This window comes from Hymenobacter sp. UYP22 (assembly GCF_040547285.1).
Classification (GTDB): domain Bacteria; phylum Bacteroidota; class Bacteroidia; order Cytophagales; family Hymenobacteraceae; genus Hymenobacter.
This window is the reverse complement of record NZ_JBEPPK010000001.1, coordinates 347,862-362,652: the sequence shown is the minus strand read 5'-3', so window position 1 is coordinate 362,652 and position 14,791 is coordinate 347,862. Positions and strand designations below refer to the sequence as shown.

The 14,791-nt window shown below is 58.0% G+C and carries 13 protein-coding genes; 8 read left to right on the top strand and 5 right to left on the bottom strand.

All coding sequences use genetic code 11. The features are described 5' to 3' along the window. The first annotated feature begins 13 nt into the window (after positions 1-13). The gene (gene acs, locus ABIB60_RS01665; RefSeq protein WP_354577265.1) at positions 14-1,927 is read left to right on the top strand and encodes an acetate--CoA ligase; all 1,914 of its coding nucleotides are present in this window, start codon (positions 14-16) and stop codon (positions 1,925-1,927) included. Between the two features lie 121 nt (positions 1,928-2,048). On the opposite strand, the gene ABIB60_RS01660 is transcribed toward acs, so the two are convergent. The 3 genes from ABIB60_RS01660 to fahA form a co-directional block, all read right to left on the bottom strand. Continuing rightward, positions 2,049-2,576 (bottom strand): hypothetical protein, encoded by a 528-nt coding sequence (locus ABIB60_RS01660; protein ID WP_354577264.1) that lies wholly within the window; start codon positions 2,574-2,576, stop codon positions 2,049-2,051. A gap of 13 nt (positions 2,577-2,589) precedes the next feature. Continuing rightward, positions 2,590-3,744 (bottom strand): zinc-dependent alcohol dehydrogenase, encoded by a 1,155-nt coding sequence (locus ABIB60_RS01655; RefSeq protein WP_354577262.1) that lies wholly within the window; start codon positions 3,742-3,744, stop codon positions 2,590-2,592. A gap of 297 nt (positions 3,745-4,041) precedes the next feature. Beyond that, on the bottom strand, positions 4,042-5,325 hold the full coding sequence (fahA, locus tag ABIB60_RS01650; protein WP_354577261.1) for a fumarylacetoacetase: 1,284 nt from the start codon (positions 5,323-5,325) through the stop codon (positions 4,042-4,044). A gap of 205 nt (positions 5,326-5,530) precedes the next feature. Between fahA and ABIB60_RS01645 the strand changes: the two genes are divergently transcribed. Both ABIB60_RS01645 and ABIB60_RS01640 read left to right on the top strand, forming a co-directional pair. After that, positions 5,531-5,695, top strand: coding sequence for a hypothetical protein (locus ABIB60_RS01645; protein ID WP_354577260.1), 165 nt, complete (start codon positions 5,531-5,533; stop codon positions 5,693-5,695). Continuing rightward, the gene (locus ABIB60_RS01640) at positions 5,685-6,191 is read left to right on the top strand and encodes a hypothetical protein (protein ID WP_354577259.1); all 507 of its coding nucleotides are present in this window, start codon (positions 5,685-5,687) and stop codon (positions 6,189-6,191) included. The genes ABIB60_RS01645 and ABIB60_RS01640 overlap by 11 nt, the downstream gene beginning before the upstream one ends. 90 nt (positions 6,192-6,281) lie before the next feature. On the opposite strand, the gene ABIB60_RS01635 is transcribed toward ABIB60_RS01640, so the two are convergent. Both ABIB60_RS01635 and ABIB60_RS01630 read right to left on the bottom strand, forming a co-directional pair. After that, complete coding sequence (locus ABIB60_RS01635) at positions 6,282-6,617, bottom strand: NifU family protein (RefSeq protein ID WP_354577258.1); 336 nt, start codon at positions 6,615-6,617, stop codon at positions 6,282-6,284. A gap of 295 nt (positions 6,618-6,912) precedes the next feature. After that, positions 6,913-8,016, bottom strand: coding sequence for an Mrp/NBP35 family ATP-binding protein (locus ABIB60_RS01630; RefSeq protein WP_354577256.1), 1,104 nt, complete (start codon positions 8,014-8,016; stop codon positions 6,913-6,915). Between the two features lie 161 nt (positions 8,017-8,177). On the opposite strand from ABIB60_RS01630, the gene ABIB60_RS01625 reads away from it, so the two are divergent. The 5 genes from ABIB60_RS01625 to ABIB60_RS01605 all read left to right on the top strand — a co-directional run bounded on the left by ABIB60_RS01625 (position 8,178) and on the right by ABIB60_RS01605 (position 14,730). After that, positions 8,178-9,476 (top strand): AAA family ATPase, encoded by a 1,299-nt coding sequence (locus ABIB60_RS01625; protein WP_354577254.1) that lies wholly within the window; start codon positions 8,178-8,180, stop codon positions 9,474-9,476. Continuing rightward, on the top strand, positions 9,473-10,111 hold the full coding sequence (locus tag ABIB60_RS01620) for a DUF4276 family protein (protein ID WP_354577252.1): 639 nt from the start codon (positions 9,473-9,475) through the stop codon (positions 10,109-10,111). Before ABIB60_RS01625 ends, ABIB60_RS01620 begins: the two co-directional genes overlap by 4 nt. Positions 10,112-10,147: 36 nt before the next feature. Then, positions 10,148-12,223 (top strand): DNA primase, encoded by a 2,076-nt coding sequence (gene dnaG / locus ABIB60_RS01615; RefSeq protein WP_354577250.1) that lies wholly within the window; start codon positions 10,148-10,150, stop codon positions 12,221-12,223. A 91-nt stretch (positions 12,224-12,314) separates the two neighbouring features. After that, positions 12,315-13,541, top strand: coding sequence for a glycosyltransferase family 4 protein (locus ABIB60_RS01610; RefSeq protein ID WP_354577248.1), 1,227 nt, complete (start codon positions 12,315-12,317; stop codon positions 13,539-13,541). Continuing rightward, a complete protein-coding gene (locus tag ABIB60_RS01605; RefSeq protein WP_354577246.1) occupies positions 13,525-14,730 on the top strand; it encodes a glycosyltransferase in 1,206 nt (401 codons plus the stop codon). The genes ABIB60_RS01610 and ABIB60_RS01605 overlap by 17 nt, the downstream gene beginning before the upstream one ends. Positions 14,731-14,791: the final 61 nt, after the last annotated feature.

The following is a 14,791-nucleotide window of genomic DNA, read 5'->3' as shown; positions in this document are numbered from 1 at the left end:
CCCCGTGCCACCCATGCCCGACCACGCCCGCATCCGTAGCATCGAAGGCTACCACGAAGCCTACCACCTCAGTATCAACCATCCCGAAGAGTTTTGGGCCTCAGTGGCCGCCCCCTTCACTTGGCGCCGCAAGTGGGACAAGGTCCTCAGCTCCGACATGCCCGCCGGCCGCAACGAGTGGTTTCAGGGTGCCCGCCTCAACATCACCGAGAACTGCCTGGACCGCCACTTGGCTACGCGCGGTAACAAGCTGGCCCTCATCTGGGAGCCCAACGACCCCAAGCAGCGCCACCTGCGCCTGACCTACCGCGAGCTGCACCAGCAGGTGTGCCAGTTTGCCAATGTGCTGCACAACAACGGCGTGGAGAAAGGCGACCGGGTGTGCATCTACATGCCCATGATTCCGCAGTTGGCCGTGGCCGTGCTGGCCTGCGCCCGCATTGGGGCGGTACACTCGGTGATTTTCGCCGGCTTCTCGGCCACCGCCATTGCCGACCGGGTGAATGATGCCCAGGCCAGCGTGGTGCTGACTGCCGACGGCCTCAACCGCGGCCCCAAGCAGATTCCGGTGAAGCGCGTGGTGGATGAGGCCCTGGAAACCTGCCCCTCGGTGCGCCGCGTGATTGTGGTGGAGCACCTGGGCTGGCCCGTGCAGATGGAGGAAGGCCGCGACGTGTGGTATCACGAGGAAGTGGAGGGCGTGGCCAAAACCTGTCCCGCCGAGGAAATGGACGCCGAAGACCCGCTGTTTATCCTGTACACCTCCGGTAGCACCGGCAAACCCAAAGGCGTCGTGCACAGCACCGCCGGCTACATGGTGTGGGCCGATTACACCTTCCGCAACGTGTTTCAGGTGGAGGAAAACGACATCTACTGGTGCACCGCCGACGTGGGCTGGGTAACGGGCCACAGCTACTTGCTCTATGGCCCGCTGCTGGCCGGCAGCACCTCGCTCATGTTCGAGGGCGTGCCCACCTACCCCGATGCCGGCCGCTTTTGGGAGGTGATTGACAAGCACTCGGTTAGCATTTTTTACACGGCGCCTACGGCCATCCGCAGCCTCATGGCCTCGCCCCTGGATAACGTGCTCAGCTACTCGCTTGATTCGTTGCGGGTGCTGGGCTCGGTGGGGGAGCCCATCAACGAGGAGGCCTGGCACTGGTACCACACCCACGTGGGCAAGGAGCGGTGCCCCATTGTGGATACCTGGTGGCAGACGGAAACTGGCGGCATCATGATTTCGGCGCTGGCTGGCATCACGCCCTCGGTACCCGCTCGGGCCGGCTTGCCGCTGCCTGGCGTACACCCCGTGCTGCTCACTCAAGAAGGCCAGGAAATCGCAGGCAACGACCAGGAAGGTTACCTCGCCATCAAGCAAAGCTGGCCGGCCATCATCCGCACTACCTACGGCGACCATGAGCGGGCCGTGCAGACCTACTTCAGCACCTACCCCGGCTACTACTTCACCGGCGACGGGGCCCGCCGCGACGAAAACGGCCTCTACCGCATCATAGGCCGCGTGGATGATGTGATAAACGTATCGGGCCACCGCTTCGGCACGGCCGAAATCGAAAACGCCATTAACCAGAATTCCCACGTTGTCGAATCGGCTGTGGTGGGTTACCCGCACGATGTGAAGGGCCAGGGCATTTACGCCTACGTTATCTGCCCCGAGGGTGTACCCGAGCGGGAGGCTGACCGCCAGCACATCGAAGCCAGCATTATCGAAACCGTGGTAGCGGAAATCGGCAAGATTGCCAAGCCGGACAAGATTCAGATTGTATCGGGTCTGCCCAAAACCCGCTCCGGCAAAATCATGCGCCGCATCCTGCGCAAAGTAGCCGAAGGCGAAACCGGCTCCTTAGGCGACACCACGACCCTGCTCGACCCCGCTGTAGTAGACGAAATCATCAAGGGCAAGAAGTAACCCTAGTCGGTCTATTGTACAATTACTGCGTCAATAATGGCTAGATAACAACAAAGCCTCAGCTGACAAGCTGAGGCTTTGTTGTTTAAAACACAGCTAAAAGAGCGGTTAGGGCCAACTGTTAAAACCGGCTCAAATAATCTCTTTTATTACGTTTTTTCTTCTTGCCATCCGAGGCCAGCCACACAACTACACCGGCCGTCACGGCCCCAATGATAGACATTTTGGTAATGAAGGCAGTGCGGTTGTGTTTCCACTCCACATCGTAGCCTTTTTCGGCCCAGATGTTGGGTACTTTACCATGGGCTAAGTCTCCTACAATGCCTTCCACCACATTTACCCGGTCGGCCACGATGAGCGGCAGCCAGTGGCGGTAGCGGTTTTCGCTGTAGTGGAAAGCTGCCCGCCGAATCAGGCCACTGAGGCCGCGCGGCGGGGCTGGCGTACCAAACACGGCCGACACGTTGGGCCGCTCGATGGACCGCAGCACTTCCGTTTCTACCGGCTGCAGATGGTCGGGGCGGTGCTTGCTGTCGGGGTCTTCACCCACGTTCATCCGGTCCCGCATGGGGTAAGTGGGGTCGTTTTTGGGGTCGGCATCTATGCCCCAGCCTTTAATCTGGGTGGGGTCGATTCGCTTGTTTTCCATGATAAGGGCAGCGTTACTGGTTAGCGGTGGGAGGGAGCAACACGGTTTTGATGTTGTTGTCCAGCTTAGCGGAGAACATACGGTAGCCGTCGGCCACTTCTTCCAGTGGCAGGCGGTGCGTAATCAGGCCTTTGGGGTTCAACACACCATTCTGCACGTGGTCAATGAGGCGCGGCAGCAGGCGCTTCACCGAGGCTTGGTTGGCCCGGATGGTGAGGCCCTTATTGAGCACGTTACCAATCGGAATCAGGTTGTCGGTGGGGCCGTACACACCCACAATGCTCACTACGCCCCCTTTCTTCACGGAGTTGATGGCCCAGTGCAGGGCCGTGGCCGAACCCGCCTGCAGCAGCAGCTTGCGGCCCGTAATGGTTTGCATGACATTGCCGGCCGCCTCAGCACCCACGGCGTCAATCACGCAGTCGGCCCCCATCCAGTCGGTAATCTTCTTGATGAACACCACCGGGTCGTTCATTTCCCGGAAGTTATAGGCCTCGCAGTAGGAGTAATTGCGGGCAAACTCCAGGCGGTAATCTTCCTGGTCGATGATGATCACGCGGCCGGCCCCGAACAGCCAGGCGCAGCGGGCCGCCATAATGCCAATCGGCCCGGCTCCAAACACCACCACCGTGTCGCCGGTCTGGATACCTGCCATTTCGGCGGCCTGGTAGCCGGTGGGCACCACGTCGGTGAGCAGCACGGCATCATCCAGGTCCATACCTTCCGGAATTACGGTGGGTCCCACGTTGGCATAGGGCACCCGGGTGTATTCGGCCTGGCCACCATCAAAACCACCCGCTGTGTGCGAGTAGCCGAAAATAGCGCCCACGGCCGTGGCCTCCGTGTTGGACTCGTGGCAGTTGCCAAACATGCCCTGACGGCAGAAGTGACACTCACCGCAGGCAATGTTGAAGGGCACAATTACCCGGTCGCCGGTTTTGAGCTTGGTCACTTCGGAGCCAATTTCCACTACCTCGCCCACAAACTCGTGGCCGAAGGTGGAGCCCACGCGGGTATCAGGTACGTTGCCATTATACAGGTGCAAGTCGGAGCCGCAGATGCAGGTGCGCAGCACCCGCACAATGGCATCCTGCGGGTGCTTGATTTCGGGCATGGGCTTTTGCACGGCGCGGACCCTCTTGGGGCCCCGGTATTCCATTGCGAGCATAGAATTGTATTTTAGGGACGGATGGGTTTTTGTTTTCGCCGACTCCACACTTGTCCAAAAGAGCAGGCGCCTTCTGGCCAAGTAGGTAGTCGGTAAGAGAAGTAAAGTGTACTTGCCTCTGCCGGTAAAGTTGTAAATAGGGCAATACGCGAGTTTAAATGGGTATTTATACTAGGTGTTCTGCTATAAATACGTAGTGCAGATGGAAGCTTAATGGTAGGGTAAAGGGCAAAAACAAACTACCCGGCCTCCTGATGGAAACCGGGTAGTTAAGCTGGACTATAAAAAGGTTTTGTACTAGAGTGAGGGGGCTGGCAGCACCTTGCCCGTGACCTCCCCGAAGCCAATCCGCAGCCCATCCTTTTCGCAGTAGCCGCGCATAGTCACGGTGTCGCCGTCGAGCAGAAATTTGCGCTCCGAGCCATCGGCCAGCGGCACCGGGCGGGTGCCGCGCCAGGCCAGCTCCAGCATGGAGCCCAAAGAGTCGGGCGTAGCGCCCGAGATGGTGCCCGAGGCGTATAGGTCGCCGACTTGCAGGTTGCAGCCGTTGGAAGCTTGGTGGGTGAGCTGCTGGGCCATACTCCAGTACATCAGCCCAAAGTTGGAGCGCGACACGGTGGTTTCCGGTCCGCCTTCAGGCTGGATGGCTACCTCCAGGTTCACGTCGAAGTTGTGCTTGTCCAGTTGGCGCAGGTACAGCAGCGGCTCGGGCTCCTGCACCGGCCCGGCCACCCGGAAGGGCTCCAGCGCATCCAGCGTAACCACCCACGGCGACACGCTGCTGCCGAAGCTCTTACCCAGAAACGGCCCCAGCGGCACGTATTCCCAGCTCTGAATATCCCGGGCGCTCCAGTCATTAAACAGCACCAGCCCGAAGATGTGCTCCTCGGCGTACTGAATCGGCACCGTCTCGCCCAGGTTGGTCCCCTTGCCCACGATAAAGCCCACTTCCAGCTCAAAATCCAGCTGCTGCGACGGCCCGAAAGTCGGTGCGGCAGCATCAGGGGCCGTACGCTGCCCGTTGGGCCGGCGGATATCGGTGCCACTCACCACAATGGAGCTGGCCCGGCCGTGGTACCCAATGGGAATGTGGCGCCAGTTGGGCAGCAGCGCATTAGCCGGGTCCCGGAACATGATGCCCACGTTGGTAGCGTGCTCGATGCTGCTGTAAAAATCAGTGTAGTTGTGGGGCTTCACGGGGCGCAGCATCCGCACCTCGCTCTGGCGCAGCAGACACTCGCGCATCACCTCATCGGAGCGCAGCGCGGCGTTGTCGTGGCGCAGCAGTTCCGACACGCGCTGGCGCACGGCCCGCCACGCCGGCCGGCCCAGGGCAATGAACTGGTTGAGGGAGCGGCGGCGGAACACCTTGGGCATCTTGGCGCCCAGTTCCACATCCTCAAAAAAGCCGAACTGCGACACGGCGTACAGATCCAGCACATACTCGCCGATGGCCACGCCCAGCCGGGGGCCCCGCTCCTCCGTCTCAAACACGCCAAACGGCAGGTTTTGAATGGGGAAGTCGCTGCCGGGGGCAATATCAATCCAGGAGTGCAGGGTGGGGTCGTTCGGGTTAGCCATGCGGGCGGGGTGGTTGGTGGTAGGAGCGGCAAAGGTAACGGCGGTGGGCGGAATGCGGCTGGTGGGGTGGAACGGATGAACGAACAGAAGCTGCTATCTTTATGCAAGTGGCTGACAGCTACATTCCGTGGCTTACATCTGAACAGTAACTGATAGAGCGTCGTTGAGGGAGTAAATACTGTAATTTTCAATAGGCTTTTCACTCATGGAAAAACTGACCCGACATACTAGTTTTCTGGCTTTAAAGACAGAAGATAATATGGATACTTCTGCTGCGCCAAGTGAGAAGATGCTTCAGTTTGAGCAACTCATGGCTGCGTTGAGAACTGGCGTTTCGACGAAGAATAAGCGTGTTGGGAGTGGAAAGTAATCTGCTGAAGTCTATTGCAAGAGTCTGTTTAGCATTACAGGAAAATTCTGTAGACTACATGATTGTTGGTGGTGCCGCTGTTGCGTTGCACGGATATTTTAGACATTCCATGCTTCCATCCGGCGCAGTTGCTGCTAAGCCGGACTTGGATTTCTGGTACAATCCATCCTATACAAACTATTTCAATCTGCTGAATGCTCTGGAGGTACTTGGCCAAGATGTTTCAAGCTTCAGAAATGAACAGGAACCTAATCCTAGAAAGTCATTTTTCAAGTATGAATTCGAGGATTTTACACTCGACCTACTACCTGAGCTAAAATCCTTAATGCGGTTTTCCGCCGCTTTTGCGAAGCGAGAAATAGTAGATTTGGGCGGAGTGGAAGTTGCTTTTATCGGTTATGAGGATTTGCTGACTGACAAAGCAACGAGTGCCCGCCCCAAAGACTTAACGGATATTGAAGAGCTAAAGAACAAGCGGGGGAAGGAAGCCGAGTAATACCAGATTCAGCTCCTTTAAACCCACAGCGCCCCGCCCCAACCGGAAAGCCGGCAGGAGCGGGGCGCTGCTGTGTGTAACCTGAAAAGCTTAGAACTGCGGCGTGGGTACCGGCGCGGGCGACTGGGGGTGGCCAGTCTGGCCGGCGGGCTGGGCCGACATGGGCGTGAGGTTGATGGCCTCCACGGCGCGGATTTCGGGCACGGCTTTCTTTACCGATTCCTCCACGCCGGCTTTCAGCGTCATCGGCGACATGGGGCAGGTACCGCAGGCACCGAGCAGCTCCAGGCGCAGCACCATGTCCGGGGTGATATCCAGCACGCGCACGTTGCCCCCGTCGGCGGCCAGGTAAGGCCGGATAGTGTCCAGGGCCTGTTCGATGCGGGGCAGGAGCGGATGGGTTTCCACGGCAGCTGATACGGTCATAACGGGAATTTCACGGGTTGTACGCTGGGTGGGCGGCAAAACGCCTGCCAGCGTCGGCAATACGAAAGCAAAGGTAGAACATTCAGCCGACGCTACGGTAAACCGGCCGAAGCAGGCAGAAGTTCAGGGGAAAGGTGGCTGTGAAGAACGTAAGGGATAGGCCGTCATGCTGAGCGAAGCCGAAGCATCTCTACCTCTGGCTAATTACTAGCATTGCAACGAAGCGGTAGAGATGCTTCGACTGCGGCTCCGCCTTCGCTCAGCATGACGGTCTGACTATTCCGTGTTCAGCCAATTACGACTTCATCTCCACGATGTTCGTTTTGGGGGCCATGGCGTTACGGATGCTTACCTGCCGGGCCAAATCTTCGGCCAGTTGGGCAAAGACTGCGGCGGCCGGGGTGTTCTCCTGCAGGATGGCGGGCGTGCCCAGGTCACCGTTTTCGCGGATGCTCTGCACCAGCGGAATCTGGCCCAGCAGCGGCACCTCGTGCTTGGCTGCTAGTCCTACGCCGCCACTTTCCCCGAAGATGAAGTACTTATTATCGGGCAGCTCGGCGGGCGTAAACCAGGCCATATTCTCCACTATGCCCAGCACCGGCACGTTGATTTGCGGCAAGCGGAACATCTGCAGGCCCTTCTCGGCGTCGGCCAAAGCTACTTTCTGGGGCGTGGTCACGATGAGGGAGCCGGTTACGGGCACCGTCTGCACCATGGTCAGGTGGATGTCGGAGGTTCCGGGGGGCATATCGAGGAGCAGGTAGTCCAGTTCGCCCCAGTCTACTTCCGTGATGAACTGCTTGAGGGCCGAGGACGCCATCGGGCCGCGCCACACAATGGCCGACTCAGCCGGGGCCAGGAAGCCGATGCTCATCAGCTTCACGCCGTGGGCCACTACCGGCTGGATGAGGTTTTTGCCATCGGGGCCCTGGAATACGTGGGGGCGGGCGTCCATCACGCCAAACATCAGCGGCATGCTGGGGCCGGAAATATCGGCGTCCACGAGGCCCACTTTCGCGCCGGTTTTGGCCAGGGCAATGGCCAGGTTGGCCGTGACGGTGCTTTTGCCCACGCCGCCCTTGCCCGAGGCAATGGCAATGATGTTCTTCACGCCGGGCAGCAGGTCACGGTTCTGGCGCATGGTGGTCACGCGCGAAGTCATGACAATCACCACTTCGGCGTCCTTGTCCACCATCGTGTGGATGGCCCGCTCGCAGGCGTCGTGGATAAGCTGCTTGAGGGGGCAGGCGGGCGTGGTAAGAACTACCGTGAACGAGACGCGGCGGCCGTCAATCTGCACGTCCTCAATCATGTTGAGCGTCACGAGGTCTTTGCCCAGGTCGGGTTCCTCCACGTAGCTCAGGGCCTTGAGGACGGCTTCTTTGGTGATGGGTTCCATTATAGTCGGCGAGGAAAATCGGTAAGCAAAGTGCAAAGATAACCCGGAAACCGGGGCGGTGGTTGCGGGTCGTTGGCTTTTGGTAGGGGTGCCACTTCAGTCTGCAATCATGATTTTGTAGCAACTGTCTGTACCTTGCAGCACACAGCGTTTCTTGATTTATGGCTGATAAAGCACTTCCATTTCGGCTCACCCGTTTGCGCATCAAGAACTTCCGCAGTATTGGGGAGGTCGATATTGCTCTGGGGCCACTCACGGTCCTTATCGGGCCAAACGGTTCAGGCAAAAGCAATGTGGTAGACGCTCTGCGCTTCTTGCGGGACTGTTTCACTCGTGGACTGGATCAGGCTATTCTAGACAGAGAGGGCATGACCGTACTGCGCCGTTGGACTTCTGGAAGTAAAACAACTGATATCAGCTTAGGAATAACTGTATCTAATGATGCTGGAAATGAGATGAGCTATGATTTTGTCTTATCATCTCATGCACAGCAAGCTTTTTATGTTAAAAAGGAGGAATTATTATTAGAAGGAAAAACAAGTATACTTATTAGTGTTAGTAAGAATGGAGATAATGTTGCTATCATAAATGGTGGTAAAAAACAAGTGGTTAAGTCAAAATCACCTGTTCGTGCTACATTAACTAGTAAATTGCATGGTCCCTCAGGAATGATGTTCCTTATGGATAATATTGAAAGAAATTCAAGAAAGCCTGAAAAGCAACTTGATTTATTAGACGATAGATTACATGTTAGACGTTATGGATGGACTTTTCAACGATTGATCGATGACTCTTTATTTTATATACTAAATCCTATTCAACTTCGTGCGCCGCAGCGAATGGTCCAAGAAACACCCTTCGACGAGAGTGGCCAAAATTTATCTGCTGTATTGCAGTATCTGCATCGTCATAGGAGGTCAGCTGATGATATGCGTCAAACACTTGCCAGATTAGTGGCTGGTATTACGGATTTTTCCGTTGAGACGACGGGAAGCTACCTCGTAACCTATCTACATTATAAAAACAATGCAGGGTACGTAAGGAAAGCGGATTTAGGCCAAGAATCAGATGGAACTTTAAGAGTTTTGGGGATTTTAGCGGCTCTTAATCAACGAAAAATTGGTAATGCAATCATGCCATTATATCCATTCTTGACTATCGAAGAGCCTGAAGTGAATATTCATCCGGGAATGCTGGCAGTGTTGGCGGAGTTGTTTCAGGAAGCTAGCATTCGTCAACAATTATTGTTGACAACACATAGCCCTGATCTGCTTGATTTTCTGCCGCCTGAATCATTTGTGGTAGTGGAGAAAATAGATGGTGAAACTAAAGCCGGTGAACTGGCTGCTGATCAAGCTGAGATTATTCGGCAGCGACTATTCTCACCCGGTGAGCTACTTCGCTCTGAGGGCCTTCACCGCCAGCCCGAGGCTACTACTGATTCTTCAGCGGCTGTATGAAGCGACTGATTGCACTCGTGGAAGGTCCCGGTGATGTGACAGCCGTGCCCGTGTTACTTCGAAAACTGTTTCAGCAAAATCACGACTTTGATTGGATGCCGGGTGATCCAATGAAAGTAGGGGAGTTGCCCGCCTTGCGTAAGAAGCTGAGGAACTTTGCCGAAGCTCTACGCATCAAAATGAATGATGGTAAATGCCACGGCGTGCTGGTACTGCTTGATATGGAGGATGGATGCCCCCGTGATGAAGCTTGGGCGCTAGCCTCCGACTTTGCAGCTTTTGGACTTCCGTATCCAGTGGCTGTAGTATTTGCTTACCGTGAATATGAAGAGTGGCTCGTGGCTAGTTTGCCTACCATTGCCCCAAACGTGGCCTCCTTGCCTAACGTGTTGGTACGCGACTACCCGATTGAGGGGAAACGTGGCGTGAAAGAATGGCTAACCCGTCAGATGCCAGCAGGCACGATTTACAAGGAAACAACTGACCAAGCTAGTTTCACGGCCTATCTGAATGCTGAACTGGCTTTGGAATGCCGTTCGTTTCAACGACTGACTAAGGCTGTAGCTGAAATTACAAGGGGAAACGTTGCGACTTCAAGAGGTGTGGTAAGTCCAACAGACCCGCAACAAAAATAGCGGCAAGCTTTACGCACTGCCTACCTTTGCGGCCCTATGGCCCGCATCCCCAAGGAAACCGTTGATCAGATTATTCACCACGCCGACATTGTGGAGGTGGTGGGCGACTTTGTTTCCCTGAAGCGCAAGGGCCAGAATATGTGGGCCTGCTGCCCGTTTCACCACGAAAAGTCACCGAGCTTCTCGGTGGCGCCGGCCAAGGGCCTGTACAAGTGCTTTGGCTGCGGCAAGGCGGGCGGGGTGGTGCAGTTCATCATGGATATTGAGGGCACCAGCTACGTGGAAGCCCTGAAATATCTGGCCAAAAAATACGGTATTGATGTGGAGGAGGAAGAAAAAACTCCCGAGCAGCAGCTGGCCCAGAACGAAAAGGACTCCCAGTACATCGTATCCAACTGGGCCAAGGACCACTACCACCGCCTGCTGCTGAATACCGACGAGGGCCAGGGCATCGGGCTGAGCTACCTGCGCCAGCGGGGCCTCAACCAGACCACCATCAAAACCTTTGAGCTGGGCTACTCCCTGGACCAGTGGGATGATTTGCTGAAGTCGGCCACGGCGGCGGGCTTCGAGCAGAAGTACCTGGAGAAAACCGGCCTCGTCATCCGCCGCGAAGACGACCAAGGCCAGGATACCGGCCGGCGCTACGACCGGTTCCGGGGCCGGGTGATGTTCCCGATTCACAACGTATCGGGCCGCGTCATCGGCTTCGGGGCGCGCACGCTCAAGCCCAACGACAAAACGGCCAAGTACCTGAACTCGCCCGAGTCGGATATTTATCATAAGTCGGATGTGCTCTACGGGCTCTACCAGGGGCGGCAGGCCATTCGGACGGAGGAGCTGTGCTACCTGGTGGAGGGCTACCTGGACGTGCTGAGCCTGCACCAGGGCGACATCAAGAACGTGGTGGCCTCCTCGGGAACCTCCCTCACCGATGGGCAAATCCGGCTGCTGAAGCGCTATACCGATAACGTAACGGTGCTCTACGACGGCGACGCGGCGGGTATCCGGGCCTCATTGCGCGGGATTGACATGCTGCTGGAAGGCGGCCTAAACGTGCGCGTGGTGCTGTTTCCGGACGGTGACGACCCCGACAGCTACATCCGTAAAGTGGGCGACCAGCGTTTCCGGGAGCACCTGGAAAACGCCAGCCAGGACTTCATCCAGTTCAAAACTGACCTGGTAAGCCGGGAAGCCGCCCACGATCCGGTGAAGAAGGCCGAGGCCATCCGGGAGGTGCTGCAGAGCATCAGCAAAGTGCCCGATCCAATCAAGCGGCAGGTGTTTCTGCAGCAGACCTCCCAGGCGTTCGGCATTGATGAGCAGGTGCTCATTACGGAGTACAACAAGCTGGTGCGCAACACCACCCAGAAAGCGCCCGGCGGCCAGGGCAGCGGCGGGGCGGCCACCAGTTCTGGCAGCAGCTCCGCTTCAAAACCCAGCTCCCAGTCCTCAGCCCCCAGCAACCGCCAGCTCACCCCCGAGGAAGAAGCCGAAGCCCTGATGTACGGCGCGTCGCCGGAGGATTTGATGGGCGGGGGCGGCGACCTGCAAACGCTCACCCGGGAGGAACTGGAGCCGGTGCCCGACGTGCTGGAGCAGTGTGAGCGGGAGGTGGTGCGCCTGCTGCTGCTGTACTCGCCCCAGCCCCTGGCTCCGGAGGTTTCGGTGGCTCAGTACCTGCTGGAGCAACTGGAGGATACGGCCTTCAAAACCGGCCTCTACGCCGATTTGCTGCACCTGTGCCGGGAGGAACTGGAGCAGGGCCGCTGGCCCGAAGTGCGCACCCTCATCCAGCACGGCCGCTCCGATATCCGCAGTTTAGTGGCCGAGCTGGCTACCGAGAAGTACGAACTCAGCCCCAACTGGACTACCCACCAGATTTACGTGCCCCGGGAGCTGGACTTGCTACAAACCGCCTGCGACAACGCCATTCTGCGCCTGAACAAGGTAAATGTGGAGCGCGCCCTGGCAGAACAGATGAGCGCCTTACAAAAGTCTACTGTGTATGAGGAGATGGTGGAGATAATGAAAACCATCAAGCTACTAAAGCAGATGGACGACCAACTAGGCAACATGCTGGGCACCGTTATTCCGCGCGCTTCCCTATAGCAGGGGCCAGAGTTGCAGGCTGGCCGGCGCGGAATTAGGTTCACGGCCGGCGCTTCGTAGTTTTGTGGGCCTACCAGCTTGCTTTCAGCCCGTGCATATTCTGCAGCTTTGTCCGCGCGTACCGTACCCGCCCCACGACGGGGGCGCCATTGCCATGTACGACGTGGCCGCCGGACTGGCCCGGGCCGGGCACCGCGTAACGGTGCTGGCCCTCAATACGCCCAAGCACCACCAGCCCGCTACCGCCCTCGACCACCTGGGCCCCAACGTGCGCCTGGTTACGGTAGAAGTAGATACCAACCTCTCGCCGGTGAAGGCCCTGCGCAATTTGCTGCTGGGCAAGCTGCCCTACAACGTGGAGCGGTTTGTAAACCCCGCCGTGGAGGCCAAACTAGCCGAGTTGCTGAAGGCGGAGCCGTTTGACGCCGTGCAGGTAGAGGGCACCTTTGTGGCTTGGTACGTGGATACGATAAAGCAGTTGGCCCCTGCGCTGCCGGTGGTGCTGCGGGCTCATAACGTGGAGTACACCATCTGGCAAATGCTGGCCGAGAGGGAAAACAACGTGCTCAAGCGGGTGTATCTGCGCCACCTGGCGCGGCGGCTCCGCCAATTTGAGCACGCCGTATTGCCCCGTTTTAGCGCCGTAGCGGCCATTACCGAGCCCGATCAGAAGCGCCTGCGCCAGTTGGGGTGCCAGGAGCCGGTGGTGTTTGTGCCCGCCGGCGTAGACCTGGGTCGGTTCCAGCGCGACGCCCGTATCCGGCCCCGGCCGCGTACCCTGTTCATGATTGGCTCCTTGAACTGGCTGCCCAACCTGGAAGGCCTCGATTGGTTTTTGCGGGAAGTATGGCCCCAGGCCAAGGCGAACTACCCCGAGCTGGAACTGCACATTGCCGGCAAAGACACGCCGGAGCGCATCCGGCAGCTGCAGTTGCCCGGCGTGACGGTGCACGGCTTCGTGGAGTCAGCCCAGCAGTTTATGCAGGAGTACGAGCTAATGCTGGTACCCTTGCTGAGTGGGGGCGGTATGCGCATCAAAATTATTGAAGGCATGGCCCTAGGCAAGTGCATCATGAGCACGGGCCTGGGCTCGGAGGGTATTCACGTGCGCGACGGCTTTGATATTGTGCTCTGCGACGAGCCCTCGGAGTGGGTAGAGCGCCTGGGCCGCTACTACCGGGGCGAGCTGGACCAGCAGGCCATTGGGGAGGAAGCCGCCCGCACCATTGCCCGCCTCTATGACAACCGGCGCGTGGTGGAGAGCTTTCAGGATTTGTACACTATTCTTCAGCCCGCGCCCCGTGCTACCGCTCGTTGAGGCCGTAGCGGCGGCAGGCCTCTGGGGCGGGCTGGGGCTGGTAGCGCACACTTACGTGCTATTTCCAGTGCTGCTGAGCCGTTTGGCCCGGGGCCGCCGCCAAAATCAGCAGATATATGTGCCCGGCAGCCCCGAGCTACCCCGGGTAGATATTCTGCTGGCCGTGTACAATGAGGAGCAGGTGATAGAGGAGAAAATTCGCTCCACGTTCTCCACCACCTATCCGCTGGAAAAACTCACCTTCTACATCGGCTCCGATAACTCCTCGGACCGCACCAACGCATTGGTGGAGCAACTGGCCCGGCAGTACCCGCAACTGCAGTTTCGCCCGTTTGGGCAGCGCACCGGCAAGCCCGGCGTAATGGAGGCCCTATCTAGGGAGGCAACGGCCCCGGTGCTGGTGCTTACCGATGCCAACGTGTTCTTCACGCCCGATACACTCTACGAGCTAGTGAAGCATTTCCGCAACCCGGCTATTGGGCAGGTGGGCGGCAACATCCTCAACCCCGACCACCGCAAAGAAGGTATTTCGGGGCAGGAAAAGGCCTATCTGGAGCGTGAAAACCTGATTAAGTACCAGGAGGGCATGGTATGGGGCAGCATGATTGGGGCTTTTGGGGGCTGCTTTGCCGTGCGGCGCAGCTGCTACCACCCGGCCCCGGCCTCCTTCATCGTCGATGACTTCTTCATCTCCATGGCCGTGCTGCAGGATGGGTTTCAGGCCATTAATGAGCTGGCGGCCGTCTGCCACGAGGATGTTTCGGACAAGCTGCCGGAAGAATTCCGGCGTAAGGCGCGCATTTCAACGGGCAACTTCCAGAACCTGGTGGCCTTCCGGCGCCTGCTCTGGCCACCCTGGCGGGGCGTGAGTTTTGCCTACTGGTCGCACAAGGTGCTACGTTGGCTTACGCCGCTGCTATTGCTACTTATGCTGCTCTGCAACGCAGTGCTGGTAGTGCGCGGGTCCGGCTGGTTCTACCAACTGCTACTGGCTGGGCAACTGGCCGCACCAGCTTTGCTGCTGTTTGACGGGGCCTTGCACCGGCTGGGTATTCACCTGCGGCCACTGCGCTTCATCACGCACTTCTACAGCATGAATGGGGCCTTGCTGCTGGGACTATGGCGCTTCCTGGGCGGCGTAAAAACCACGGTCTGGGAGCCTACCCAACGCTTTCAGCACAAGCAGTGAAGAGGGAGAGTTGAGAACTGAGAAAGTAGAACCAAGAGGTCAGGGCCAAGCGCTGAACCGT

Bases quoted from the DNA above. Each gene is read 5' to 3' on its own strand.
- ABIB60_RS01645 (WP_354577260.1), top strand. From the start codon at position 5,531: ATGGAAAAACTGACCCGACATACTAGTTTTCTGGCTTTAAAGACAGAA.
- acs (WP_354577265.1), top strand. From the start codon at position 14: ATGCCCGACCACGCCCGCATCCGTAGCATCGAAGGCTACCACGAAGCC.
- ABIB60_RS01630 (WP_354577256.1), bottom strand. From the start codon at position 8,016: ATGGAACCCATCACCAAAGAAGCCGTCCTCAAGGCCCTGAGCTACGTG.
- ABIB60_RS01625 (WP_354577254.1), top strand. From the start codon at position 8,178: ATGGCTGATAAAGCACTTCCATTTCGGCTCACCCGTTTGCGCATCAAG.
- ABIB60_RS01655 (WP_354577262.1), bottom strand. From the start codon at position 3,744: ATGCTCGCAATGGAATACCGGGGCCCCAAGAGGGTCCGCGCCGTGCAA.
- ABIB60_RS01660 (WP_354577264.1), bottom strand. From the start codon at position 2,576: ATGGAAAACAAGCGAATCGACCCCACCCAGATTAAAGGCTGGGGCATA.
- ABIB60_RS01620 (WP_354577252.1), top strand. From the start codon at position 9,473: ATGAAGCGACTGATTGCACTCGTGGAAGGTCCCGGTGATGTGACAGCC.
- dnaG (WP_354577250.1), top strand. From the start codon at position 10,148: ATGGCCCGCATCCCCAAGGAAACCGTTGATCAGATTATTCACCACGCC.
- fahA (WP_354577261.1), bottom strand. From the start codon at position 5,325: ATGGCTAACCCGAACGACCCCACCCTGCACTCCTGGATTGATATTGCC.
- ABIB60_RS01635 (WP_354577258.1), bottom strand. From the start codon at position 6,617: ATGACCGTATCAGCTGCCGTGGAAACCCATCCGCTCCTGCCCCGCATC.